Origin of the sequence: Nocardia jinanensis (assembly GCF_014645735.1) — a bacterium.
GTDB classification, from domain to species: Bacteria; Actinomycetota; Actinomycetes; order Mycobacteriales; family Mycobacteriaceae; genus Nocardia; species Nocardia jinanensis.
Genome location: NZ_BMMH01000001.1, coordinates 148,753 through 173,307 on the forward strand (window position 1 = coordinate 148,753; position 24,555 = coordinate 173,307).

At 68.0% G+C, this 24,555-nt stretch carries 24 protein-coding genes; 20 read left to right on the top strand and 4 right to left on the bottom strand.

Features of this window, described 5'->3' with window-relative positions:
• The first annotated feature begins 57 nt into the window (after window positions 1–57).
• Both dinB and IEY68_RS00680 read left to right on the top strand, forming a co-directional pair.
• Window positions 58–1,335: a DNA polymerase IV gene (dinB, locus tag IEY68_RS00675; RefSeq protein ID WP_082681481.1), complete on the top strand. Its 1,278-nt coding sequence runs from the start codon at window positions 58–60 to the stop codon at window positions 1,333–1,335.
• 114 nt (window positions 1,336–1,449) lie between these two features.
• A complete protein-coding gene (locus IEY68_RS00680) occupies window positions 1,450–3,564 on the top strand; it encodes a neutral/alkaline non-lysosomal ceramidase N-terminal domain-containing protein (protein WP_082681480.1) in 2,115 nt (704 codons plus the stop codon).
• A 15-nt stretch (window positions 3,565–3,579) separates the two neighbouring features.
• On the opposite strand, the gene IEY68_RS00685 is transcribed toward IEY68_RS00680, so the two are convergent.
• Entirely contained in the window at window positions 3,580–4,374 is a 795-nt protein-coding gene (locus IEY68_RS00685; RefSeq protein ID WP_058855764.1) for an SDR family NAD(P)-dependent oxidoreductase, read from the bottom strand.
• A 138-nt stretch (window positions 4,375–4,512) separates the two neighbouring features.
• Between IEY68_RS00685 and IEY68_RS00690 the strand changes: the two genes are divergently transcribed.
• The 7 genes from IEY68_RS00690 to IEY68_RS00720 all read left to right on the top strand — a co-directional run bounded on the left by IEY68_RS00690 (window position 4,513) and on the right by IEY68_RS00720 (window position 11,406).
• A complete protein-coding gene (locus IEY68_RS00690; protein WP_058855763.1) occupies window positions 4,513–5,469 on the top strand; it encodes a GlxA family transcriptional regulator in 957 nt (318 codons plus the stop codon).
• 53 nt (window positions 5,470–5,522) lie between these two features.
• Window positions 5,523–6,167, top strand: a complete 645-nt coding sequence (locus IEY68_RS00695) for an HD domain-containing protein (protein ID WP_063916170.1) — start codon at window positions 5,523–5,525, stop codon at window positions 6,165–6,167.
• A 73-nt stretch (window positions 6,168–6,240) separates the two neighbouring features.
• Window positions 6,241–7,224, top strand: coding sequence for an alpha/beta hydrolase (locus tag IEY68_RS00700; protein ID WP_058855762.1), 984 nt, complete (start codon window positions 6,241–6,243; stop codon window positions 7,222–7,224).
• Window position 7,225: 1 nt separating this feature from the next.
• Window positions 7,226–8,119 carry an SDR family NAD(P)-dependent oxidoreductase gene (locus IEY68_RS00705; protein ID WP_058855761.1) on the top strand — a complete coding sequence of 298 codons (894 nt, stop codon included), beginning with the start codon at window positions 7,226–7,228 and terminating at the stop codon, window positions 8,117–8,119.
• Window position 8,120: 1 nt separating this feature from the next.
• Window positions 8,121–9,044 carry a ferritin-like domain-containing protein gene (locus IEY68_RS00710; RefSeq protein WP_189093964.1) on the top strand — a complete coding sequence of 308 codons (924 nt, stop codon included), beginning with the start codon at window positions 8,121–8,123 and terminating at the stop codon, window positions 9,042–9,044.
• Window positions 9,045–9,055: 11 nt separating this feature from the next.
• A complete protein-coding gene (locus IEY68_RS00715; RefSeq protein WP_058855825.1) occupies window positions 9,056–10,564 on the top strand; it encodes a flavin-containing monooxygenase in 1,509 nt (502 codons plus the stop codon).
• A 68-nt stretch (window positions 10,565–10,632) separates the two neighbouring features.
• Window positions 10,633–11,406 carry a MerR family transcriptional regulator gene (locus IEY68_RS00720; protein WP_058855760.1) on the top strand — a complete coding sequence of 258 codons (774 nt, stop codon included), beginning with the start codon at window positions 10,633–10,635 and terminating at the stop codon, window positions 11,404–11,406.
• Between the two features lie 31 nt (window positions 11,407–11,437).
• Here IEY68_RS00720 and IEY68_RS00725 read toward each other — a convergent pair whose 3' ends face one another.
• The 3 genes from IEY68_RS00725 to IEY68_RS00735 all read right to left on the bottom strand — a co-directional run bounded on the left by IEY68_RS00725 (window position 11,438) and on the right by IEY68_RS00735 (window position 13,280).
• Entirely contained in the window at window positions 11,438–12,457 is a 1,020-nt protein-coding gene (locus tag IEY68_RS00725; RefSeq protein WP_058855759.1) for an MDR family NADP-dependent oxidoreductase, read from the bottom strand.
• Between the two features lie 74 nt (window positions 12,458–12,531).
• Window positions 12,532–12,903 (bottom strand): hypothetical protein, encoded by a 372-nt coding sequence (locus IEY68_RS00730; RefSeq protein WP_058855758.1) that lies wholly within the window; start codon window positions 12,901–12,903, stop codon window positions 12,532–12,534.
• On the bottom strand, window positions 12,900–13,280 hold the full coding sequence (locus IEY68_RS00735; RefSeq protein WP_058855757.1) for a hypothetical protein: 381 nt from the start codon (window positions 13,278–13,280) through the stop codon (window positions 12,900–12,902). The genes IEY68_RS00730 and IEY68_RS00735 overlap by 4 nt, the downstream gene beginning before the upstream one ends.
• Before the next feature lie 93 nt (window positions 13,281–13,373).
• On the opposite strand from IEY68_RS00735, the gene IEY68_RS00740 reads away from it, so the two are divergent.
• The 11 genes from IEY68_RS00740 (at window position 13,374) to IEY68_RS00790 (ending at window position 24,529) form a co-directional block, all read left to right on the top strand.
• Window positions 13,374–14,516 carry an acyl-CoA dehydrogenase family protein gene (locus tag IEY68_RS00740; protein ID WP_058855756.1) on the top strand — a complete coding sequence of 381 codons (1,143 nt, stop codon included), beginning with the start codon at window positions 13,374–13,376 and terminating at the stop codon, window positions 14,514–14,516.
• Between the two features lie 102 nt (window positions 14,517–14,618).
• Window positions 14,619–15,407 carry an enoyl-CoA hydratase/isomerase family protein gene (locus IEY68_RS00745; RefSeq protein ID WP_058855755.1) on the top strand — a complete coding sequence of 263 codons (789 nt, stop codon included), beginning with the start codon at window positions 14,619–14,621 and terminating at the stop codon, window positions 15,405–15,407.
• Between the two features lie 36 nt (window positions 15,408–15,443).
• Window positions 15,444–15,818: a Zn-ribbon domain-containing OB-fold protein gene (locus IEY68_RS00750; RefSeq protein ID WP_058855754.1), complete on the top strand. Its 375-nt coding sequence runs from the start codon at window positions 15,444–15,446 to the stop codon at window positions 15,816–15,818.
• The gene (locus tag IEY68_RS00755; RefSeq protein ID WP_058855753.1) at window positions 15,815–16,966 is read left to right on the top strand and encodes a thiolase family protein; all 1,152 of its coding nucleotides are present in this window, start codon (window positions 15,815–15,817) and stop codon (window positions 16,964–16,966) included. The genes IEY68_RS00750 and IEY68_RS00755 overlap by 4 nt, the downstream gene beginning before the upstream one ends.
• A gap of 14 nt (window positions 16,967–16,980) precedes the next feature.
• A complete protein-coding gene (locus IEY68_RS00760) occupies window positions 16,981–18,189 on the top strand; it encodes an acyl-CoA dehydrogenase family protein (RefSeq protein ID WP_058855752.1) in 1,209 nt (402 codons plus the stop codon).
• The gene (locus IEY68_RS00765) at window positions 18,186–19,136 is read left to right on the top strand and encodes a phosphotransferase family protein (RefSeq protein WP_058855751.1); all 951 of its coding nucleotides are present in this window, start codon (window positions 18,186–18,188) and stop codon (window positions 19,134–19,136) included. Before IEY68_RS00760 ends, IEY68_RS00765 begins: the two co-directional genes overlap by 4 nt.
• 25 nt (window positions 19,137–19,161) lie before the next feature.
• On the top strand, window positions 19,162–20,364 hold the full coding sequence (locus IEY68_RS00770; RefSeq protein ID WP_058855750.1) for an acyl-CoA dehydrogenase family protein: 1,203 nt from the start codon (window positions 19,162–19,164) through the stop codon (window positions 20,362–20,364).
• Window positions 20,361–21,116: an SDR family NAD(P)-dependent oxidoreductase gene (locus tag IEY68_RS00775; protein WP_058855749.1), complete on the top strand. Its 756-nt coding sequence runs from the start codon at window positions 20,361–20,363 to the stop codon at window positions 21,114–21,116. The genes IEY68_RS00770 and IEY68_RS00775 overlap by 4 nt, the downstream gene beginning before the upstream one ends.
• Window positions 21,116–21,907, top strand: coding sequence for an SDR family NAD(P)-dependent oxidoreductase (locus IEY68_RS00780; RefSeq protein WP_058855748.1), 792 nt, complete (start codon window positions 21,116–21,118; stop codon window positions 21,905–21,907). The genes IEY68_RS00775 and IEY68_RS00780 overlap by 1 nt, the downstream gene beginning before the upstream one ends.
• Entirely contained in the window at window positions 21,907–22,944 is a 1,038-nt protein-coding gene (locus IEY68_RS00785) for an NAD(P)-dependent alcohol dehydrogenase (protein ID WP_058855747.1), read from the top strand. Before IEY68_RS00780 ends, IEY68_RS00785 begins: the two co-directional genes overlap by 1 nt.
• 70 nt (window positions 22,945–23,014) lie before the next feature.
• Window positions 23,015–24,529 carry a class I adenylate-forming enzyme family protein gene (locus IEY68_RS00790; protein ID WP_058855746.1) on the top strand — a complete coding sequence of 505 codons (1,515 nt, stop codon included), beginning with the start codon at window positions 23,015–23,017 and terminating at the stop codon, window positions 24,527–24,529.
• The last annotated feature ends 26 nt before the right edge of the window (window positions 24,530–24,555 follow it).

Below are 24,555 nucleotides of genomic sequence, written 5' to 3' on the forward strand. Positions count from 1 at the left end.
CCCGGCCGCGCCGAAACCACCGATTTGCTGACCTTTCTCCACTGCTAGTGTGAACATATGTTCGAATCGGTTCGCGACGACGCAGGTCACGGGCGCTCCAGCGACCCGGCGCGATACTCCGCGGGCGAACGGCGGCGGATCACCGCTCGCGCATATGCCTCGATCCTGCACGCGGATCTGGATTCGTTCTACGCCTCGGTCGAACAGCGCGACCAGCCGCGACTGCGCGGCAAACCCGTCCTGGTGGGCGGGGGCGTAGTGCTGGCCGCGAGCTACGAGGCCAAGGCACGCGGCGTCCGGACACCGATGAACATCGGGCAGGCGCTGCGCCTGTGCCCGGATGCGATCGTCGTATCACCTCGGATGTCCGCCTACGCCGAAGCCAGCCGGTCGGTGTTCGAGATCTTCGCCGATACCACACCGGTCGTGGAAGGGATCTCGATCGACGAGGCGTTCCTCGATGTCGCCGGATTGCGCCGGATCGCCGGCGAACCGCACATCATCGCGACCGAGTTGCGAGCACGGGTGCGCCGCGACGTCGGGTTGCCCATCTCGGTCGGTATCGCGGCCACCAAATTCCTCGCGAAGGTGGCGAGCGCGGTATCCAAGCCGGACGGATTGCTGCTCGTGGCACCCGAGCACGAACTGGAATTCCTGCATCCGCTCCCCGTGCACCGGCTGTGGGGCGTGGGCCCGGTGACCGCGAACGCACTCCACGCGCACGGTATCGAACGGATCGGTCAGCTCGCCGCCCACAGCGAGTCCGGGTTGCGCTCGATCGTCGGCCCGGCCGCCGCCCGGCATCTGCACGCGCTGGCATGGGCGCGGGATCCACGCCGGGTCGAGACGGGGCGGCGACGCCGGTCGATCGGCGCACAGCGCGCGCTCGCGCGGCGTCCGCACCCGCCGGCGGAGATCGAGGCCTACCTGCACGGCCTGACCGATCGTCTGGCCCGGCGGCTCCGCGCCGCGGACAGGAGCTGCCGCACGGTGGTGCTGCGCCTGCGATTCGGCGATTTCGCCCGGGCCACGCGGTCCCGCACGATACCGGAGGCCACCGATCACACCGAGACGATCCTGCGCGCGGCACGCGGCCTGCTCGCCGAGGCGATGCCGCTGATCGGCGAACGGGGGTTGACGCTGATCGGCTTATCGCTCACCAATCTCGACAATGCCGCAACCCAGCAGCTCGCCCTGCCCTTCGAGCACGAATCCCCACCCGCCCTGGACACGGCACTCGACGATCTGCGCAGCCGGTTCGGTTCAGCCGCCGTGACCCGGGCCGCGCTCCTCGGCCGAGGCGAGGGCCTGTCGGTACCTCTACTTCCCGACTGATCGCCGCCCGCCCGGAGGACCGGGGCGGTCCCGGCGAATCGGACACGACCGCAGGAGATCTGGACGTTTGTTCAACTCTGTGGTTCGCTGCCACTCGAACAGGAAGGAACCCTGATGGCAGCAACCCCTGATCCCCGGATATCCGCGACAGACGGGAGCACCGTCACGCGGGCCGCGCTGCCACGCCGAACAGTGCTGGTGGGTGCGGCGGCGGGGACCTTGTCTCTCGGCACCGCGGCCGCGACGGTGCCCGGACTCACCGAACCGCTCGGCGCCCCGGCTCAGGCGGCACCGGATTCCGGCGAGTACCGGATAGGCCTCGGCATCTCCGATATCACCGGGCCGGCCGCCGAATGCGGGATGATGGGCTACTCCCAGCAGGACCAGACCACCGCCGGTATCCATCTGCGACCCCGGGCGCGGGCCTTCGTCTTCGCCACCGGCGACCACCGGATCGTCTTCGCCGTCGCGGAGAACGCCATGATCTTCCAATCGGTTCACCGTGGGGTGCTCACCGAACTGGTCCGCCGGTTCGGGGACCTCTACACCGAGAACAACGTGCTGCTCACCTCCACTCACTCGCACGCGGTATGTGGCGGCGCCGCCCACGATTACGCCTACAACCTGTCGATCCTGGGCTTCCAGCAACAGGTCTACGACGCCGAGGTGAACGGCCTGGTCGAGGCGATCAGCGCCGCGCACGCCGACCTCGCGCCGGGCACCCTCGCACTGGGTCGCTCCGAACTGCACGACGCGAGCGTCAACCGGTCCCGGGTGGCCTTCGACCGCAATCCCGCCGCGGACCGGGCGCACTTCCCCGAGGCCGTCGATCCGGCGGTCACCGTGCTGGGGATCGTCAAGGGCGGCAGGCAGGTCGGCGCGATCACCTGGTTCGCCACCCACAACACTTCGATGACGAACAAGAACAGGTTGATCAGCGCGGACAACAAGGGGTACGCGTCGTTCACCCACGAACACACCGACCACGGTGTCCGCTACCTGGACGGCGCACCCGAATTCGTCGCGGCCTTCGCCCAGACCAATGCCGGTGATATGTCGCCGAACCTGAATCTGGCGCCGGGGTCGGGACCTACCGGTAACGAGTTCGACAACACCCGGATCATCGGCGAGCGGCAGTACGACGCGTCCCGCGCGGCCCTGGCGGATGCCCGGCAGCTGAGCGGTCCCATCGGCTCGGTGTTCTGCTATGTCGATCTCTCCGATATCGCCGTGGACGCCCGTTTCGCGCCGGGCGGAGTACCGCGTCATACCGCGCCGCCCGCCGCGGGGGTGTCGTTGTTCGCCGGCAGTGTCGAGGACGGGCCGGGGCTACCGGGCGGGCCGATCCAGGAGGGTGTGCGTAACCCGTTCCTCGAATCCCTCGGCGATCCGCACCCGCCGGTTCCCGCCTGGCTCGCCGACACCCAGGCCCCCAAAGCCGTCGCGGTACCGTTCACGCTGCTGCCCCCGGCGCCCTGGGTGCCCAGTGTCGTTCCGATCCAGATCGTGCGGATAGGCGAGCTGTATCTGGCCGCGGCCGGTGGCGAATTCACCATCGTCGCCGGTCTGCGGATCCGCCGGACGGTGGCCGACGCACTGGGCGTCGAGCTGGATCAGGTGCTGATGCAGGGCTATGCCAACGCCTACCACGAATATGTCACCACCCCGGAGGAATACGACGCCCAACAGTACGAAGGCGCGTCGACTCTGTTCGGCCGCAACACTCTGCCCGCGTATCAGCAGGAATTCACCCGGCTGGCCATCGCTCTCGCGGCGGGCACAGCCGTCGGCCGCGGCCCGGCGCCGCGCGACCTGTCGCAGCTACAGCCGAACTTCGTACCTCCGCCGGGTCCCGATACCGCGCCGCCCGGTCAGGATTTCGGCACGACCCTCACCCAGCCGGGTGCCGCGTACGGCCGCGGCACCCGCGCCACGGTCGAATTCGTCTCGGCCCATCCCAAACACAATCCGCGCCGCAACGGCACCTTTCTGGAGGTTCAGCGACTCGTCGACAACCGCTGGATCAGGGTCGCCAACGAAGGCGAATGGAATATCCGCTTCCACTGGAGCAAACGTCCACCGGCCACCTCGGTGGCCGGTTTCACCTGGGATATCCCCGGTGACGCGGCCACCGGTCGCCATCGCTTCGTCCACTACGCCGACCGGCTGGCGCCGGACGGGACACTGCACCCGGTCATCGGCATCAGCGACGAATTCGATATCACCTGAGCCGGCGGGCGCGGTTCACGGCAGGATCGAGTCGATGTATCCGCCGTCGACGCGAACGGCACCGCCGGTCGTCGCCGAGGCGTGCTCCGAACTCAGGTAGACGACCATGTTCCCGATCTCGGCGGGTTCGATCAGGCGTTGCAGCAGCGAATGCGGCCGGTGCTCCACCATGAACCGGTGCTGGGCCTGCTCCCACGGCAGTTCCGCGCCGACCAGGTCGTGGACGAATTCCTCGACACCGGGCGTATGGGTCGGACCGGCCATCACGGAATTGACGGTGACACCGGTCCCGGCGGCGGCTTTCGCGTATCCCCGGGTCACGGCGAGCAGCGCTGTCTTCGACATGCCGTAGTGCACCATCTCGAGCGGGGTGACGACCGCCGAATCGCTGGCGATGTTCATGACCCGGCCGAATCCGCGCTCCATCATTCCCGGGAGATACATCCGGATGAGCCGTACCGCGGAAAGGACATTCACCTCGAAGTACCGGCGCCATTCGTCGTCGTCGATCTCGAAGACCGGTCTCGCTTCGAAGATGCCCAGGTTGTTGACCAGGATGTCCAGCTCCGGGACCTTCTCCCCCAGCAACGCCGCCCCGGGCGCCGACGCCAGATCCGCGGCCACCGCGCGCACCGAAGCCCCCGGCACCTCGGCGACGATCGACTCGCGGGCCTGTTCGGTGCGTTCGGCGCTCCGGCCGTTCACCACCACCATGGCGCCGGCCCGGGCCAGCGCGGCGGCGATGGCCAGCCCGATGCCCTGACTCGAACCCGATACCAACGCGGTGCATCCGGAAAGGTCGATATGCATGGGCCCATCGTGCCGCACCGGCGGCCCGGGTCCGGCTATGCCACGCTGATCCCGGAGCTCTACCACGGACGCGGAATGGCGTGAATCGTGGGGTACGTGTCGTTGACGCCGCGGTCATCGGCGACGGAGGCTTGAATCGTGCAGCAGCCCCGCGTCGTATTCGTACTCTTCGATGACTTCCAGGCGCTCGACTTCGTCGGACCGCACGAGGTCTTCCGGGGCACCGGCCATTACGACTGTCGTGTCGTGGCCACCCGGGCGCGACCCGTCCGTACCGACAGTGGCCTGCTGATCGCCGCTGAACACAGGCTGGACGAGGTGGATCCCGCGACCGTCGACACGCTGGTGGTCGTCGGTGGGCCCGGCGTCGACGCCGCCGCGCGCGACCCGGTACTCGTGGAGTGGATCAGGAGTACCGCCTCGCACGCGCGCCGGGTCACCTCGGTCTGCACAGGAGCGTTCCTGTTGGCCGCCGCGGGTGTACTGAACGGCCGGCGCGTCACGACGCACTGGGCCTTCGCAGAGCAGCTGTCCCAGGAATATCCGGCGGTGATCGTGGACAGCGAGCCCATCTTCGTCCGAGACGGGCAGGTGTGGTCCTCCGCCGGGGTCACCTCGGGTATCGATATGGCGCTGGCGCTGGTGGAGGAGGACCGGGGCAGGCAGGTCGCGCTGACGATCGCGCGCTACCTCGTGATGTTCCTGCGCCGGCCCGGCGGTCAGACCCAGTTCAGTACCGCCCTGTGGCGGGCGCAGCCGGCCACCGACCCCATCCGCGCCGTGGTATCGGCGATCCACGCAGATCCGGGTGCCCGCCACAGTATCGACGACCTCGCCGCGCGGGCCGGACTGAGCCCGCGGCATCTGCAACGGCGCTTCACCGCCGAACTCGGCACCGCACCTGCCGCCTATGTCGAGCAGGTCCGGGTCGAGGCGGCCCAGCGCGATCTGCTCGACGGCGACTCCGTCGAGCAGATCGCGCGCCGATGCGGTTTCGGCACCGCCGAATCGCTGCGCCGCGCCTTCCACCGCAGGCTCGGGGTCGCACCGTCGGATTATCGGGATCGTTTCCGGTCGGTCGGCACCCCGTACTGATCGGAAAGTTCCCAGATCTTTCTCTCAACCCTTCTCTCGCAAGGAGTTCCGCTATGTCGCTCGACCTTCCCGCCACCCCGCTGTCGCTCGCCGCGCACGCCGTGATCAACGCCGAACTCGACGTATCGCTGCGCAATCACAGCATCCGCTCGTTCCTGTTCGCCCGGGCAACGGCTGCGGCGCGAGGGCTGCATCCGGGGGCCGATTACGACGAGGAAGTCATGTACTTGATCTGCGTGCTGCACGATATCGGGCTCGCCGAGATCGCCAACGGTGACCAAAGGTTCGAGGTCGACGGCGCCGATTTCGCCGCGCAGTTCCTCGAATCCCACGGCGTCACCGACGAGCGGGTCGATGTGATCTGGGATGCCATCGCGGCACACAGCAGCGGTCTGAGCAGTTCCCCCGTCCACCGCCGCCGGCGTCCAGCCGCCATCTGGATCGCGGTGGACGGAATCGGTATCGATATCGGCGGCGGCGCCGATCTGCTGCCGGCCGGCTACGCCGATCTGGTGCATGCGGCCTATCCGCGCCTGGGCGGTATCCGCGCGCTGACCCGGTTGGTCGAGGAGCAGGCCGTCGCGAAACCGCACAAGGCACTGCCGGGATCGCTGCCCGGTGAAATCACCCGTCTGCGTCACCCGGATCTGGTTCCCACCTGGGACGATATGGTCGCCGCGAGCGGCTGGCACGACTGATACCGCCGCGCGGATCCCGCTCGCTACCAATTAGCCATTGACAAATGGCACATTGGTGAATGATTCTGAGCGCATGACTGGGTCGACGAGGACCTCACTCCCGGGCGTGCCGGGCGAGCCCTCACTACGCGCACGCCTGACGGCCACCGCGGCCGAATACGCCCTGCGGCCGCTCAACTGCGCCGTTCCGCTCAACCCGCCGGGCATCCTGTTCGCCCGTACCCTGATCGCCACGATCATGGCCGCCGCCGGGCCGCCGATCGCGGGCACCGCGGTCGAACAGGTCCGCGCCGCGGGTGTCCGCGGGGAATGGGTCCGGGCTCCCGGGGTGCGGTTCGGCGAACAGGCGATCTACTACGTCCACGGCAGTGGGTACGTGCTGTGTTCCGCGCGTACCCATCGCGGGCTGGCCTCACGATTGTCGCGGCGGACCGGGCTGCCGGTCTTCGTGGTGGACTACCGGCTCGCGCCCGAACACCGGTTCCCGGCCGCCGCCGACGATATCGCCGCCGGCTACCGCTGGCTGCTCGACCAGGGTTTCGCCGCGCACGACACGGTGATCGCGGCGGATTCCGCAGGTGGACACCTGACGCTGGACCTGCTGCTGGAGAATGCGCGGCGCGGCCTCACGCAACCCGCCGCGGTCGCCTTGTTCTCCCCGCTGATCGATCTGACCTTCTCCCTCGCCGCCGAGCAGGAACGCCGGCGCCGCGATCCGGTGATCTCCGCACGCGCGGCCCGCCGGCTCCCCCGCGCCTACACCCACGGCCACCCCGACGACGCGCCCCGGCTGCGGCTCGGCGTCACCGCGGGCACCGCGTTACCACCGATCCTCGTACAGGCCGGCGGCGCGGAAATGCTCAGCGCCGACGCCCGCCACCTGCACGGCATGGTTCGCGCCGCGGGCGGTGACTGCACGCTCGAGATATGGCCGGGGCAGGTGCACGTGTTCCAGGCGCTGCCGCGGCTGACCCCCGAAGCCGATATCGCACTGGACCGTAGCGCGCAGTTCCTGCGCACGGCACTGTTCTCGCGCGCCCCACGGAAAGTGAGCTGATATGTTCGGACTCGACTCGTTGCTGCCGTTCGGCCCGACCCGGCGCAGCCGCGGCGCCCGGGCGGTGGTCACCGGCGCGGGCAGCGGTATCGGCCGCGCCTTCGCCCACGAGATCGCGGCCCGCGGCGGCCGGGTCGTCTGCGCCGATATCGACGAAGCCCGCGCGGCGGAGACGGTCGCATCGATCGAACAGGACCACCCCGGCGTCGCGTACGCGTTCCGCTGCGATGTGGCACGCCGCGAGGATATGGAGATCCTCGCCCGTTTCGCCGATTCGGTACTGGACGGCCCGGTGAGCCTGGTGATCAACAATGCCGGGGTCGGGATCGGTGGAAAGCCGGTGGGCGCTATCGGATTCGCCGACTGGGAATGGGCACTCGGTATCAATCTGTGGGGCGTAGTGCACGGATGCGAGATCTTCGCGCCGCGACTGCGGGCCGCCGGACGCGGCGGAATAATCAACGTCGCCTCGGCCGCCGGTTTCGCGGCCGCACCCTCGATGGCTGTCTACAACACCTCCAAGGCCGGAGTACTGGCGCTGTCGGAGACGATGGCCGCGGAGTTCAGCGGTACCGATATCGCGATCACCGTGCTCTGCCCGACTTTCGTACGAACCAATGTCGCCCGGGACGGGCGGATCACCGCGGGCTCGCGCGATCTCGCCACCACCCTCATGCGCTGGACCGGATTCTCCCCGGAGCGCGTCGCCCGGAGCACCCTCGACGCGCACGACCGCGGCCGGCTGCATGTCCTGCCGCAGCCCGACGCCCACCTGATCTGGCTCCTCAAACGCGCCTTCCCCGGGCCGTACACCACCGCGGCGGGCCTGCTCGAACGACTGCTGCCGCAGGACGAACCCGTCACTCCGACCACCACACACAGAACAGGAGTCTGATATGACGACCATGGACTTCGAGGACATGCTCGACAAGATCAAGGACCGTCAGTGGGCCCTGGCCGATATCGACTGGGACGCGCCGGGCGCGGAGACCCTCACCCCCGCACAGCTCACGCGGCTCGAGCCGTTCATGTCGGATCTGATGTGGATCGAGAACGTGGGCGCGCGTGGATTTGCCGCAATGGCGAAAAAGGCTCCCGACGAGACATTGCGCGAGATCTACCGTTATTTCCACGCCGAGGAGCAGAAGCACGCCAATGCCGAGCTCGCGCTGATGCGACGCTGGGGCATGCTCGACGGCGACGAGATCCCGCAGCCGAATATCAACGTCAAACTGGTGATCGACTTCCTGGACAAGTACGCCGACGATATGTCGCTGTCGTTCCTCGGGACCGTCATTCCGATGTTGGAGGTCGCGCTGGACGGGGCGCTGGTCAAGTTCATCATGGACGAGATCGAGGACCCGGTATGCCAGGAGGCGTTCCGGCGTATCAATGCCGATGAATCCCGCCATCTCGCCGTCGATTTCGCGGTGATGGACGTACTCGGCCACGCGGAGATGCGCAAACTGCTCATCGAATTGGTCGGCGGCTGGATGAAACCGACGTTCCTCATCGGCGTGCTCAGCTATATGCCGCTGCTGAACAAGATGCGCGACAGTATCGTCGCGATGGGTGTGGACGAGAAGAAGCTGTACTCGGCGCTCGAGCGCTACCGCAAGGTCGGTGAGCGTAGTGAATTCGCCCGGCGGCTGCCGATGTACCAGATAGTCAAGTTGCACGGTAACTGGGTCGTCGATCGCGGTCACCCCTACCATCTGCTCGCGGACACACTGGTGAAGATCACCGGGCGTATTCCGCGGCGGCTGTTGCGCAAGGACCCGTCGTGGTCGAAGGAAATCACCTATACCCCTGCCGCGTGACGAGGAATCCCATGACCACGACCAGCACAGCCCCGCTCGATGTCGCCGTGATCGGTGCGGGATTCGCCGGTATCGGCGCGGCCATCCGGCTGCGAGACCGGGGCATCACGAATTTCGCGGTATTCGAACGCGGTGCCGCGGTCGGCGGAACCTGGCGCGACAACACCTATCCCGGCGCCGCCTGCGATATCCCCTCCCGGCTCTACTCGTACAGTTTCGCGCCGAACCCGGAGTGGTCGCATACCTATTCGGGCAGCGGCGAGATCCTCGGATACATCGAATCGATGGTCGCGCGATCCGGTATCGGCCCACATATCCGGTTCCGGCACAACATCACCGCGATGGTGTTCGACGAGGACACCGGCACCTGGGAGCTCTCCGTCGAGGGTGCGGAGCCGGTGCGTGCTCGCGCGGTGGTGCTGGCCTCCGGGCCGCTCACCGAACCCGGCTATCCGGATATCCCGGGAATCGACATCTTCACCGGTCACAAGATCCACAGTGCCCGGTGGGACCACGAATACGATTTCGCCGGTAAACGGGTCGCGGTGATCGGTACCGGAGCCAGCGCGGTACAGATCATTCCCGAACTCGTGGAACGAGCCGGATCGGTGAAGGTCTTCCAGCGCACTCCCGGGTGGGTGCTGCCCCGGGTGAACCGGCGGACCGGCGCGCTGGCCAAGGAGCTCTACCGGCATGTGCCCGGCGCGGAGACACTCGCACGGCAGGCGTGGTTCTACGGGCACGAATCGGTGGCACTCGGCGTCGTCTGGAACACACCGCTGACCCGGGTGGTCGAACTGGCCGGCCGGGCGCAGTTACGCCGCCAAGTCGCCGATCCGTGGCTGCGCCGCCAGCTCACCCCCGATTTTCGGGCGGGCTGCAAACGGCTGCTGATGACCGACGACTACTACCCGGCACTACAGCGCGACAACTGCAAGCTGATCACCTGGCCGATCGCCCGGATCGCGCCCGCCGGGATCCGCACCGCCGAGGGCATCGAGCACCGCGCTGACTGCATCGTGTTCGCCACCGGATTCGAGGTGTCCAAAACGGGGACACCGATCCCGATCACCGGCCGCGACGGGCGGGTACTCGCCGACGAGTGGCGGCGCGGCGCGTTCGCCTACCGCAGTGTCACGGTCTCGGGATTCCCGAATCTGTTCCTTACCTTCGGCCCCAATTCCGGGCCCGGGCACAACTCGGCACTGGTGTACATGGAATCGCAGATCGCTTACCTGGTCCGGGCCATCGGCCTCATCCTGGACCGGGATCTGCGGATCCTCGATGTACGCCGGGAGCGCCAGGATCGCTACAACGCGGCCATCCAGCGCAGGCTCGGCGCCACCACCTGGAACTCCGGTTGCCGCAGCTGGTACCTCACCGAGGACGGGTTCAACGCGACCATGTATCCCGGATTCGCCACCCAGTACCGCAACCAGTTACGCGAGGTGGATCTCGACGACTACACGGTGGTGGCGGCCGAGCCGCGGATCGCGCCGACGGTCGTATCGGTCTCCTAGCCGGCGGCTAGACTCGGATTCTCGAGCCGGAATCACCCGGCGTAGGCGGGCGAGGGAGGTGCGGACTCATGGCGCGATACCGGATCGACGATCTCGCCCGCGCCGCGGGCACCACCTCCCGCAATGTCCGCGCCTACCAGGAACGCGGCCTGCTCCCGCCGCCGGCCGACCGGGACGGCCGGGCCAGTATCTACGACGACTCCCATCTGGAGCGGCTCCGGCTGATCGACGCATTGCTGCAACGCGGTTTCACCACCGCGCATATCGCGGATTTCATCACCAGCTGGGAAACCGGCAAGGATCTCACCGAGGTGCTGGGACTACAGCACGCCGTCACCGCCAACTGGTCGGAGGAGGAGACCTTCGAGGTCCCCCGGGAACTGCTGGCCACCATCCTCGGTGAACAGACCGAGGAACTGGTCGAGCAGCTGAGCCGGATGGGCCTGGTCCGGGTGGACGGTGACACCGTGGTGATCACCGATACCCAATTGCTCACCTCGTTCACCGAACTCCACGAGTACGGGGTGGAGCTGGGCACGCTGATCTCGGTGTACGCCGAGGTGGCGACGCGGATCGACGCGATCAGCGGCCTGCTCATCAACGCGGCGAAGAAACATATCGTCGACGAGCACGGACCGGGTTGGCTCCCCGGCTCCAACGACGAGATCGCCGCGACCACGCGCATGCTGAACACCATGCGCGAACTCGGCGTCGCCGCGGTGCACACCAGTCTCGCCCGTTCGCTCGACGCGACCCTGCGCCGCGAACTCGGCGACTACCTCGCCACCGCCGCCGAAAGGGAGCGCGAACAACGGATGGGCGGCATCCAGCGGGATCGCTGACCACCGCGGGCCGAGCCCGACACGGTTCTTCTCAGGCCAAGCGGCACAACGTCTTTCCGGTCGTCGCTCCCGCCAGCATCGCCACCAGCGCCGCGGCGGCCTGCTCGATACCGTCGAAGATCGACTCCCGGTGAACCAGGCGTCCCGCCGCGAGGTGACCACCGACTTCCACGCGCATCGGCTGTTCGAGATAATTGAAGGAACCGGCCCGGAATCCTCGCATCCGTAATCCCTTGGCCACCATGGTGAACAGATTCGGCGGCCCGGCCGGGGCGGCGCCGTCGTAGCCCGATACCGCGCCGCACAGCGCCACCCGGCCCTGCGGGCGCAGCGCGTCGAGCGCCGCGGTGAGATGGTCGCCGCCGACATTGTCGAAATAGGCGTCGATACCGGTGGGCGCCAGAGCGGCCAGCGATTCGGCGAGGGTTGGTTCGTGATAGTCGAAGGCCGCGATACCCAGTTCGTCGCGCAGATAGGCGACCTTGTCCGGGCTGCCCGCCGAGCCGAGGACCGTGACGCCGCGCAGCGCCGCGAGTTGCGCCGCCACCGCGCCCACCGCACCAGCGGCCGACGACACCCACAGTGTGTCCGCCGCGCTCAGCTCGAGGATCTCGACCAGACCCACATAGGCGGTGAGCCCGGCACTACCCAGCGGGCCGAGGAACCATTGCGGCGGCAGATCTCCGGGATCGACCCGGGTCGGGGCACCGTAGCCGCCGAGGGTCTGTGCACCGGTTCCCACCACCGCGAATTCGCGATAGCCGAGGGTGTGCGAGACCAGATCGCCGACGGCGTAGTCCGGATTGCGGGTCTCGGCGACGACCCCGAGGGCGAGGCCGCTGAGCGCATCACCCGGCCGCAGCGGGGGGAGGTATCCGTCCGGGGTGGTTTCGGCCAGCCGGATGCGGATCGAGGGATCGATCGAGAGCCAGGTATTGCGCACCAGCACCTCACCGGGGCCGGGCACCGGCACGGGTTCGTCGATCAGGACGAGATCGGTGGTAGTCAGTTTCCCGGCCGGTCGGCGGGCCAGACAGAGCCGGCGATTCATCGGTGGTCCTCCTCGGATGATCTGGCCGTCGGATGATCTGGCCGGGGTCGCGCGATCCCGGGCCGCCGCGCCGGTCAGCGGGTGAACGAGACCTCCGGTGTCCGCGCGATGAGCAGGCGGCGTACCGCACCGGCGGCGTCGAGTTGCGCGGTCGCGTTGAACGAGGCCTCGAAGGCACCGTCACGGGTCGTGCGGCCGAGTACGAGTTCGTATTCACCGACCACCGAGCCCACATCGATGTGATGGACCAGCGTGCTCTTCTCACGTTGCGCCAGATAGGACACCAGGCCTTCGCGGTCCCCCACGAATTCGGCGCTCTTGCCCGCGCCCTGGGAGAACTGCACCGACATGGTGAAATCGTCGGAGATCATGCCGAGCACCCGGTCCGGATCGTCGGAATCCATATAGGCGAACCAGCGGGCGAGTACCGCCACATTCGTCGTCATCGCTGCTCTCCTTCATTGGCGGACCGGGGTACGAGCGCGAAATCCGCGTTGAACGTGACCTGGTACCGGTCGACGAGACCGGCCGCGTCCAGATGCATCGCGGCCACGAAATAACCGGTGGTCACGGTGTCGTTCTCGGTGACCGCGCCGTGGGCGAACTGGAGATCACCGGCGGCGGCCACCCGCGACAGGACGTGTTTGCGGTTCACCGGCGGCCGCCCGTCGAGATAGGCGAACATGGCCGAGCGGCCTCGATCGCGCTTGACTCCCGTGGGCAGGACCATCGCGAAATCCACCTCCTCGGCCAGTAACGCCACCGCGTCCCGCAACCTGCCGCTGTCGACGATCGCGTAGTAGTCCTCGATCACGTAACTCATGAAATGAACTTAGTTCAGCAAACCACTTCTTGTCGAGACCATGAACCGCTACGCTCAGCTCAACCGAATTCAACTCAAATCAACGGGAGAATCATGTCCCCGACCTCAGCATCCGTCGCCGAAGCCCCGTGGCCGCGGGCGGAACCGGCGGCCCTCACCCCTGGGCCGGAACAGGAACAATTGCGCGAAACACTGCGGGCACTGCTCGCGAAGCACAGCGGTATCGAGCAGGTGCGCGCGGCGGCGGATTCCGGCACCGGATACTCCGAACCGCTGTGGCGGCAACTCGTCGACGAGATGTCGGTGACCACGCTCGCCGTGCCGGAAGAATTCGGCGGGCTGGGCTACGGCACCGCCGAGCTGGCGATCATCCTCGAGGAATGCGGGCGGGCACTGGTCTGCGAGCCCGTCCTGAATTCGGCGGTACTCGGCACTCAGGCGCTGTTGACGGCCGCGACCGATACCGCCGGCTCCTTCCCCGAGGTACTCGCCGGCCGATCGCTCGCGACAATGAGCACGCTGGAGACCGGCACCGACGAGCTGTACGCCCACCCGGGCGCGGAGGGCTGGCTGGTAAACGGAACGATCACGCACCTACCGGGCGGAGCGACCGCCGATATCGCGGTGGCCTCGGCGGATACACCCGATGGCCGCCGGCTCTTCGCCCTGCGACTCGGGCCGCGGACCCTCCGCAGACCACGCGAAGTCCTCGACCCCACCCGCCGCCAGGCGGATCTGATCGTGCGGGATTGCCCGGCCGTCGCACTGACCACGCCCGGATCGACCGCGGCAGCGACCGCACGACTGCACGATCTGGCCACCCTGGCCACGGCCTGCGAGAACACCGGCATCGTCGACCGGCTCCTCGAACTCACAGTCGACTACGTCGGCACACGACATCAGTTCGGGCGGCCGATCGGCTCCTTTCAAGCGGTCAAGCACCGCCTGGCCGACCTGCTCGTCGCAGTGGAACGTGCGAGATCGGCGTCCCGATATGCCGCCGCGGTCTACGCCGAGGACCCCGGCTCCGCGCGCTTGGCTGTCGCGGTGGCGGGCGCTGTGTGCACCGAGGCGGCCGTCCTGGCCGCGTCGGAAGCAGTGCAACTACACGGCGGCGTCGGCTTCACCTGGGAGCATCCCGTGCACTCATATCTTCGACGAGCGCTCGGAAATGAAGCAGCGCAGGGTGATTCGCGAACCCATCGTGCGCGCATCGCCGATCTGATCGGCATCTGACGACCGGAAACAGGTGCGGGCATCCGTATTGACGCGCCCCGCGCCGTCGAGTACAACTGAAGTGAATCCAGTTCAATAACGGACAACGAAAGAGGCCCCGAGATGGTTGACACCGACCACATCGTCCTGGAGAAAGACGGCGATATCGCGCGTGTCTGGCTCAACCGCCCGCACAAGAAGAACGCGGTCACCGTGGAGCTGCTGCACCGGCTCGACGAGATCATCGTCGAGGTCGACAACGACCCGAACCTCAAGGTCCTGGTGCTGCGGGGCCGGGCCAACACCTTCTGCTCGGGCTTCGACCTCGACGAGCTGCGGGAGAACTACGTCGGCAAGACCAACGCGATGGATGTCGCGGTGCTCTCGGCGAAGGTCTGCGATCGCCTCTACTCCATGAACACCCCCTCGGTCGCGGTGCTGGAGGGATACGTCACCGCGGGCGGCTTCGAACTGATGATCTCCTGCGATTTCGCGGTGGCCGCCGACGATGCCAAGATCGGCGACTTCCATATCCGCCGCGCGCTGTTCGGTGGTGCGGGCCCGATCTACCGCCTGCCCCGCATGATCGGTATCCGCAAGACCAAGGAACTGATGCTCACCGGCAAACTGCTCTCGGGCAAGGAAGCCGAGGACTTCGACCTCATCAACGCCTCCGCCCCGGCCGCCGAACTGGACACCCTGGTGGCCGATTTCATCGCGCCCATCATCGATAAGAGCCCGTTCGCCATGAAGCTCACCAAGATGACCATCGACCGCGGTCTGGACGCCGATATCCAGTCGCTGATGGTGATGGAACACCTGGCGGTCGGCAACGCCCTGCAGTCCGAGGACGCGCGCGAGGGCGTCAATGCCTTCTTGGAGAAGCGCGAACCCAAGTGGGTCGGCCGCTGAACCATCCACCGGCATAGAGACATCGGAAGGAACGAGATGGGTGAGCAGGTGAGACCTACCCTGGAAGGCAGCAGGTGCCGGGAGTGCGGGACGGTCGGCTACCCGGTGAGCGCGACCTGCGCGCGCTGCGCCCGGCCGACGGCCGATCCGCTGTCGCTGAGCGATGAAGGGGTGGTCTGGGCCTACACCGTCCAGCGGTTCCCACCGAAATCGCCACCGTATGTCGTTCCCGCCGAGGGTTTCACCCCGTACGCGGTCGGCTATGTCGAACTGCCCGAGGGCATCAAGGTCGAGGCGATTCTCGACTGCGACGATTTCGCCACCCTGGACCGGGCGCCGGTGCGACTGGTCGCGGTCACACCGGTCCCCCGTTTCGCCATCACTTCCATCCAGCAGAGCGAGGACCGGTGACAGAACAGGTTTCGATCATCGGCAGCGGGCTGTCGCGCTTCGGTCGGCAGCCGGGGGTCAGCGGCCGGCAGATGGCGGTGGAGGCGATCACGGCGGCGGTGGCCGACGCCGGGTTGACCTGGCCCGATATCCAGGTCGCCGTCGGCGGCAGCGACGGTTCCGGACTCGCCGACACCCTGGTAGCGGAACTCGGATTCACCGGTATCCCGTTCACCAACGTCAAGAACGGCTGCGCCACCGGCGGTAGCGCTCTGTTCGCCGCGGTCAACGCGGTACGTTCCGGTGCCGCCGAGATCGCGCTGGCGGTCGGCTTCGACAAACATCCGCGCGGCGCATTCGATCCGGTCCCCGCCGACTGGGGACTGCCCGAGGGGTACGGATCGGCCGGTCTCATGGTGACCACCCAGTTCTTCGGCGCCAAGATCGGCCGCTACATGCGCGAACACAATATTTCCGCCGCGACGCTGGCCGAAGTCGCCGCGAAGGCCTACCGCAACGGCAGCCGCAATCCCAATGCCTGGCGGCGCGAACCGGTATCGGCGGAGCAGATCGCGGCGGCGGAGATGGTGAACGATCCGCTCACCAAGTTCATGTTCTGCTCGCCGGGCGAGGGCGGCGCGGCCGTGGTCGTCGCGAGCGCGGCCGCCGTGCGCCGGCTCGGGGGCCGCCCGGTGCGGTTACGGGCGATCAGCCATCGCACCCGCCGCTTCGGATCGTTCGAGGTGTTCAGCCCCGCGGTCCAGGGCACCGGGGAACCGACCAGCGTCAGCGCCGATGCCGCCGCGGCGGCTTTCGAACAGGCCGGGATCGGGCCGAGCGAGATCGACGTCGCCCAACTCCAGGACACCGAGAGCGGCGCGGAGATCATGCATATGGCCGAATGTGGGTTCTGCGTGCACGGCGAGCAGGAGGAGATGATCGCCGCGGGGGCCACCGAAATCGACGGCCGGCTGCCGATCAACACCGACGGCGGTTGTATCGCCAACGGCGAACCCATCGGCGCCTCGGGGCTGCGGCAGGTCCACGAGATCGTCACCCAACTGCGCGGTGCGGCGGGCGAGCGGCAAGTTCCCACCGGTCCGCGCACCGGTTTCACCCACGTCTACGGCGCCCCCGGGATCAGCGCCTGCACAGTCCTTTCGGTTTGAGGTCGAGGTAGCACATGAGTACACGGACACTTCCGGATCTCGCGGAGTTCACCGAATCGGCCCGGACCTGGCTGCGCGAGGTCGCCGCGCCCCGCACCGAAGCCGCGTGGGGTCACGGTGACGATTCGGTCGCCGTATTCGAGAACTGGACCGCCGCGGAGGAACGCCGGCACACCGACGCGATCCGCGATTACGAACGCACCAAATTCGATGCGGGATGGGGCCCGCTCGACTGGCCCGCCGAATACGGCGGGCGGGGATTGCCGATGTCGTATGTGCTCGCGTTCCGCCGAGCCGAAGCGGAGTTCGAGGTACCGCGGCGCACCGAAATGTTCTCGGTGACACAGCAATTGGTCGCTCCCACCATCGAGCAGTGGGGCACCTCGGAACAGCGGGATCGCTATGTCCGGGCCATGCTGCGTACCGATCTGATCGCCTGCCAGCTCTTCTCCGAGACCGAGGCGGGCTCCGATCTGGCGGCGGTACGGACCCGGGCCACCCGTGCTGAAGAGGGCACCTGGACCCTCGACGGCCACAAGGTGTGGACCTCGGGTGCCAGAGTCGCCGACCTGGGTGTGGCCGTCTGCCGGACCGATCCGACGGCGGCCAAACACGCGGGCCTCACCGTTTTCCTGGTCCCGATGGATTCGCCCGGCGTCACCATCCGGCCGATCCGCCAGATGACCGGCGGTAGCTCGTTCAACGAGGTCTACCTCGACGGTGTGGTGCTCGACGACGGACTGCGCCTCGGGCCGGTCGGCAAAGGTTGGCCTGTCGCGCTGACCGTGCTCGCCGCCGAACGCCTCGACGGCGCGACTCTCGGCTTGGCCAATGCCGACCGGGCCGTGGCGCTGGCCCGCAACCTGGGGCGTGAGCTGTCGGATCTGGAACGGGACCGGGTCGCCGATCTGGTCACCCGCAGCTATGTACAGCGGGTGGCGGGTATGCGAGTCGCCGCGGCGGTGGTCGCGGGGCGGGATCCCGGGCCGGAGGCCTCGGCGGGGAAACTGCTGGCCACCGACACCATGGCCCGCACCTCCGAGGTCGTGCGGTTACTGCTCGGCCGGGACCTGGTCGCCGATTCGGGACGCTGGGGAACCTTCTCCTGGACCGAGCACATCCTCGGGGCGCCCGGTTACCGGATAGCCGGTGGTACCGACGAGATCCAGCACAACATCATCGCCGAGCGGGTGCTCGGCCTGCCCAAGGAGCCGCGCCAATGACACTGGAACACCGTGTCCGCGAACGGTTGTCCGCCGAGTCGGGAGCCGAGCTCACCGGATTCGAGCGGCTGCCCGGTGGCCACTCGGGACTCACCTATCGCGCGGTGACCACCGACGGAACCTACGTGGTGAAGGCGGTACCCGAAGGGCGCGAAGCGATCGGCCGCCACGATATGTTGCGCCAGGCCCGGATCATGCGCGCGCTGGCGCCGACCGAGGTCCCGGTGCCGCGCATCGTCGTGGAGGACGACAGCGAGCCCGCCTGGTTCGCCATGGAATTCGTCTCCGGGGAATCGCTGGAACCGGTACTGGACGACCCGGCGGTAGCGCCGGAGATCGCCGCGGCCCGGATGCGCCGCGCCGCGGAGGTGCTGCCCCGGTTGCACGCGGTCGCCCTCGGCACCGTTCCCGGCATCGAAGCAGCCCTGACCCCGGCCGACGAGCTCGCCCGCTGGGCCCGCACTCTCGGCGCGGTACCGCCGGAACTGGTTACCGGAGGTGACCGTCTACTCGAGTTGCTCGGCAATCGGATCCCGGAGCCGCTGGCCCCCACCCTGGTGCACGGCGATTATCGGCTCGGCAATATCATCGCCGCCGGCACCGAACCGGTCGCGCTGATCGATTGGGAGATCTGGAGTGCCGGGGATCCGCGGGTCGAGCTCGGCTGGTTCCTCGTCTTCGCCGACGGCACAAATTTTCCCGAGGTGGGCCGCACAGTGCCCGGCCTGCCGAGCGCCGCCGAACTGGTGGACCACTACCGCACCGGCGGACCCGCGCTGCCCGAGCTCACCTGGTTCGACGCCCTCGGCCGCCTCAAAATGGCCGCCATCATGGGTCATAACCTGCGTCGGCATCGCGAGGGCCGGCACCACGACCCGGACCAGGAAAAACTGCCCGCCACCATCGACCGCCTCATCGAGACCGGAACCGCGCTGCTCGCCGGTTGAGGTCCCCCAGTTCAGGAGCCGCACTGTGGATTTCTCCTACTCCGCTCGCACCCAGGACCTGCTCGACAAGCTCGAACATTTCATGAACGACCACATCTATCCGGCCGAGCCGATCTACGACGCGCAGATCGCGGCCGCGGATAATCCGCACGAACAGCCGCGGATCATGCGGGAATTACAGGCCCGAGCCCGGGAGGCGGGTCTGTGGAATCTATTCATGACCCACGACGGATTGGGCGCCGGGCTCACCAACCTCGAATATGCCCCGCTCGCCGAAATGGTCGGCCGGTCGATCATCGGCAACGAGGCGATCAATTGTTCGGCACCCGATACCGGCAATATGGAAATCCTGGCCATGTTCGGCACCGAGGAACAGAAAACGCAATGGTTGCGCCCGCTCCTGGATTGTGAGATCCGGTCGGCTTTCGCGATGACCGAACCCGCCGTCGCCAGTTCCGACGCCACCAATATCACCTCGACCATCCGCCGCGACGGAGACGACTACGTTCTCAACGGCCGCAAATGGTACATCTCCGGCATTCTCGACCCGGATTGCCAACTCGTCATCTTCATGGGTAAATCCGGTCCGGAAGCGGCGCCCTACCGTCGGCAGAGCATGATCCTGGTCCCGGCGGACGCACCGGGAATCGAAGTTCTGCGTGATCTGCCGATGTTCGGTTTCCACGACCGGCTCGGTCACGGCGAGGTGCAGTTCACCGATGTCCGGGTGCCGGCGGCGAATATGCTCGGCGCCGAGGGCGACGGATTCGCGATCGCGCAGGGCCGGTTGGGCCCGGGCCGGATGCACTATGCGATGCGGGCCATCGGGATGGCCGAACGCGCACTGGAACTGATGTGCCGCCGATCGCTGGAACGCATCGCGTTCGGCGGCCCACTCGCCGACCGCGGAGTAGTGCGGGAGTGGATCGCCCGCAGCCGGATCGAGATCGACCAGATCCGGTTGCTGGTCCTGAAATCGTCCTGGCTGATGGATACCGCGGGCAATGCGGCGGCGCGCTCGGAGGTCGCCGCGATCAAAGTGGCCGCCATGGAGGTCGCGCACGCCGTGGTCGACCGCGCGGTGCAGACCTTCGGCGCGGCGGGTGTCAGCAACGACACGGTGCTGGCCCGGATGCACGCGATCACCCGGGCCCTACAGATCGCCGACGGCCCCAACGAAGTACATCTGCGCACCATCGCGCGTCTGGAAGTGAAGAAATACCGATGAGCACAACGGATCTGACCGGAAAGATCGCACTGGTGACCGGCGCGAGCCGTGGACTCGGTCTGGCGATCGCCCGCGGGCTGCGCGACGCCGGCGCCACGGTGATCGTCTCCAGCCGCAAGCTCGCGGCCTGCGAAGCGGCGATCGCCGCGCTCGGCGACGGTCCCGGCGACGCGTATCCACTGGAACTGCATGTGGGCAGGTGGGACAGCATAGAACCCGCCGTCGACCGGATCGTCGCCGAATTCGGTGGTCTCGACATCGTGGTCAACAATGCCGGGATCGCGCCGCTCGCCGAGAACCTCGTGTCGGTGACCGAGGGGCTGTGGGACAAAACCCTCGAGGTGAACCTGAAGGGACCGTTCCGGCTGATGGCGGTCGCCGGTGCCCGGATGGCCGCCGCGGGCGGCGGATCGATCGTCAATATCTCCAGTATCGGCGCGATCCGGCCGAGCCCGCCGGAGGCGATGTATGCCGCCGCCAAGAACGGCCTCAACGCGCTGACCATGGCATTCGCGCAGGAATACGCGCCGTCGGTACGGGTGAACTGTGTGCTGCCGGGGGGTTTCGCGACGGAGATGGCCGAACACTGGGACGAGGAGTTCGTCGGCAAGATCGTCGACCGGCTGCCCGCGGGCAGGCTGGGGCGGCCGGAGGAGATCGCCGGGCTGGTCGTTCATCTGGCGAGCGATGCCGCCGGGTACACGACCGGGGCCCTCATCCCGGTCGACGGCGGCCGGACCGCGGTGTACTGATGGATACACAGACGGCCGGACCGGAGACCGGAACACTGGAGAGCCTGTTCGGGCTGAGCGGACGGGTCGCGGTGGTCACCGGCGCCTCGTCGGGGCTGGGCCTGGGCTTCGCCCGTACGCTGGCCGGTGCGGGCGCCACCGTCTACGCGGCCGCCCGCCGAGTGGACCGGTTACGGGAACTGGCCCGGGCCGATCCCCGGATCGTGCCGGTGCCCTGCGATGTGACCCTGCACGAGGACCGCACCGCCCTGGTGGACCGCTGCTATACGGAGTCCGGACGCCTGGACATCCTGGTCAACAACGCGGGCCGGGCCGGGCCGCCGCAGGCGGAGCAGGAAACCGATGCGGAATTCCGCGCGATCCTGGAGTTGAACCTGCTCGCCGGTTTCCACCTCGCCACCTGCGCGGCGGCCCGGTTGCCCGACGGCGAACGCGCCTCTTACATCAATATCTCCTCGGTGATCGGCCTGGTCTCGACGGCGCCGATCGGCGGCGCGAGCTACGCCGCGTCCAAGGCCGGGACCCTGGGACTCACCCGCGAACTCGCCGGTCAGTGGGGCCGGCGCGGTATCCGGGTGAACGCCGTGGTCCCGGGCTGGTTCGATACGGAGATGACCGACGGACTGTTCAGCAACGAGAAATCGGCGGGCTGGGTCCGGCGCAACACCATGCTCGGCCGGGGCGGCCGCGCGGGAGAGGTCGACGGCGCGGTGCTGTTCCTCGCCTCGGACGCCTCGTCGTATATGACCGGGCAGACCGTCGTGGTCGACGGCGGCTGGACGGCCCGCTGATGCTCGCCGTCCAGCTCACCGCGTGGGGGTCCGAACCCGAACTCCGTGAGATCCCCACCCCGCGCCCGTGCGGCGAGGAGCTGCTGGTGCGGGTCGAGGCGGCCGGATTGTGCCGCTCGGATCTGCACGTGATGGATTCCGCCGCCGGCGGTTTCGACTATCCACTGCCCCTCACCCTCGGACACGAGGTGGCGGGCACCGTGATCGACGCGGGACCGTTTGCCGACCGTGGCTGGATCGGGGAGAGCGTGGTGGTCCACGGTATCTGGAGTTGCGGTGCGTGCCGCAACTGCGCGCGGGGGCGGGAGAACTACTGTCTGCGCCTGCGATCCGACGGCCGCGGGGTCCCCATCGGCAACGGACTCGGCCATCCGGGCGGGCTGGCCCAGGCGATGATCGTGCCGGCGGGCCGGTTCCTGGTCCGGACCCGGGGGGTGGACCCGGTGGTCTGCGCGCCTCTCGCGGACGCGGGCCTGACCGCCTATCACGCCGTACGCGAACATCGCGATCTGATCGATTCCGGCGGCGTATGCCTCGTGGTGGGGGTAGGCGGGCTCGGCCATCTCGCCGTCCAGATACTCCGTGAATTCGGCGCCGGCCGCATCATCGCCGTCGACAACCGGCCGGATGCGCGCACGCAGGCGCGCCGGCTCGGCGCGGACGCGGTGTTCCCCGATATCGGTTCCGCGACCGGCGACCTGGGCGAAGGCGCGGATCTGATCGTGGATTTCGCGGGCGCGCCCGACACCGTCGGCCCGGCCGGATCAGCGCTCGCCCCGGGTGGGCGGCTGGTGGTGGTCGGTAGTGCGGGCGGACGGCTCGAGGTCGGCAAGGACGTGGGCCTGGCCATGGGCTGGGGTGTCACGGCGCCCTTCTGGGGTCCGCGGTCGGATCTGGTGGCGGTGGTCGAGCTGGCCCGCCGGGGCGTACTGCACGTCACCGCGCAGACCTTCCCCCTCACCGAAGCGGTCGAGGTGTACCGCAGGCTGCGCGCGGGCGGGATCACCGGCCGCGCCGTCCTGGTGCCACCGGCGTGACGAGGGCATTCCGCCCCGCGACAGCGCGGCGACGAGTAAACAGAGAGCACAGCGGCACGAGGAACGGGCGATGAGAGTACTGGCAGCGGAGATGCTCGAGCGGGCGCGGCGGACACCGGCGGAGATAGCGGTGATCGACGAGCTCGGACAGCACACCCTGGGTGAGATCGTGGCCACGGCGAACGCCCTGGCGGAGCGGATAGCGGCTATCGACGACCGCGCGCCCACGGTCCTGATCCAGGCCGACAACACCTGGCGGACCCTCGCCGCGGCGCTCGCGGTCGGATTGCGCGGCGGCGTGGTCGCCGTGTTCAGTCCGCACGCGACCGAATCGGAGTTCCGGCTGGCGCTCGAGGATATCGATCCGGATCTGGTGATCGGCGAACCGGAGGCATTGCGCCGCTGGGAAGCGCCGGAGGACATCTACTCCCGCCGCGTCACCGCCTTCGCCGATCATCTGTTGCTGGCACGCGAGGCACGGTTCGGGCCGGTCCGGCGCTGGCACGGTGGTAGCGCCATCGCGATGACCTCCGGTTCCACCGGCCGTCCCAAATGCGTGGTCCAATCCGAGGACGCCATCCGCTACGCCTGCCGCAGCACCATCGACGCCGTCGGGTTGCGACCGGGTGAGACGGTGGGCGCATTCGTACCGCTGTCCTCCGTGGCCGCGTTCTGTTTCGGCATGTACCTACCGGCTTTCCTGGGCGCCACCATGGTCGCCGTCGGCCGATGGTCCCCGGCCGCGGCTCTCGACACCATGGCCGGGCACCGGGTGGCCTGGACCATGCTGGTACCGACCATGGCGCTACAGCTCTCGGTGGTGGAGAACAGCAGCGGGCGCCTGGCGGCACTGCGGGCGATGACCGTGGGCGGGGGGCCGATGAACCAGCGGGCCCTCGCCGAGGCCGAGGAGAAGCTCGGCACCACCTTCCTGCGGGTCTTCGGTATGTCGGAATGCCTGGGCCACACCACACCGCGGCTCGATGATCCACCGGAGATCCGGCTGGGACGCGACGGGCGCCCGTTCCCCGGAACAGTTGTGCGCGCTGTCGACGAGAGCGGCGCCGCCCTCCCCGCCGGGGAGATCGGCGACGCGCAGGTGCGGGGCCCGTCCTTGTTCGTCGGCTACGCCCGCCACGGCGTCCCGGTAGCGCCGGCGCTCACCGACGACGGTTTCCTGCCGACCGGTGATCTGGTCGAGGTGGCGGTGGACGGTTCCATCCGGGTGATGGGCCGCCAGAAGCAGATCATCATCCGGGGTGGGCGAAATATCGATATCAACGAGATCGAGGCCGCGATCGCGGCGATACCGGGTGTGGTGCAGGTATGCGTCGTCCCGGTACCGGACGATCTGCTCGGCGAACGCGCCGCGGCGCTGGTCGTCGCCGATACCGGGGAGCTGACACTGCAGACGGTGACCGCGCGACTCGCGGCCGCGGATTTTCCCAAATTCAAATGGCCCGAATATCTGTTCTCCGTGGCCGACCTTCCGCAGAATCGGGTGGGAAAATTGTCCCGGCCGGACGCGGTCCGGCTCGCCGCGCGGATGGCCGCAGCCGACTCGAGTTCATATCAGGTGGGGTAGAGTTGAAGCATCCATACAGTCGAATC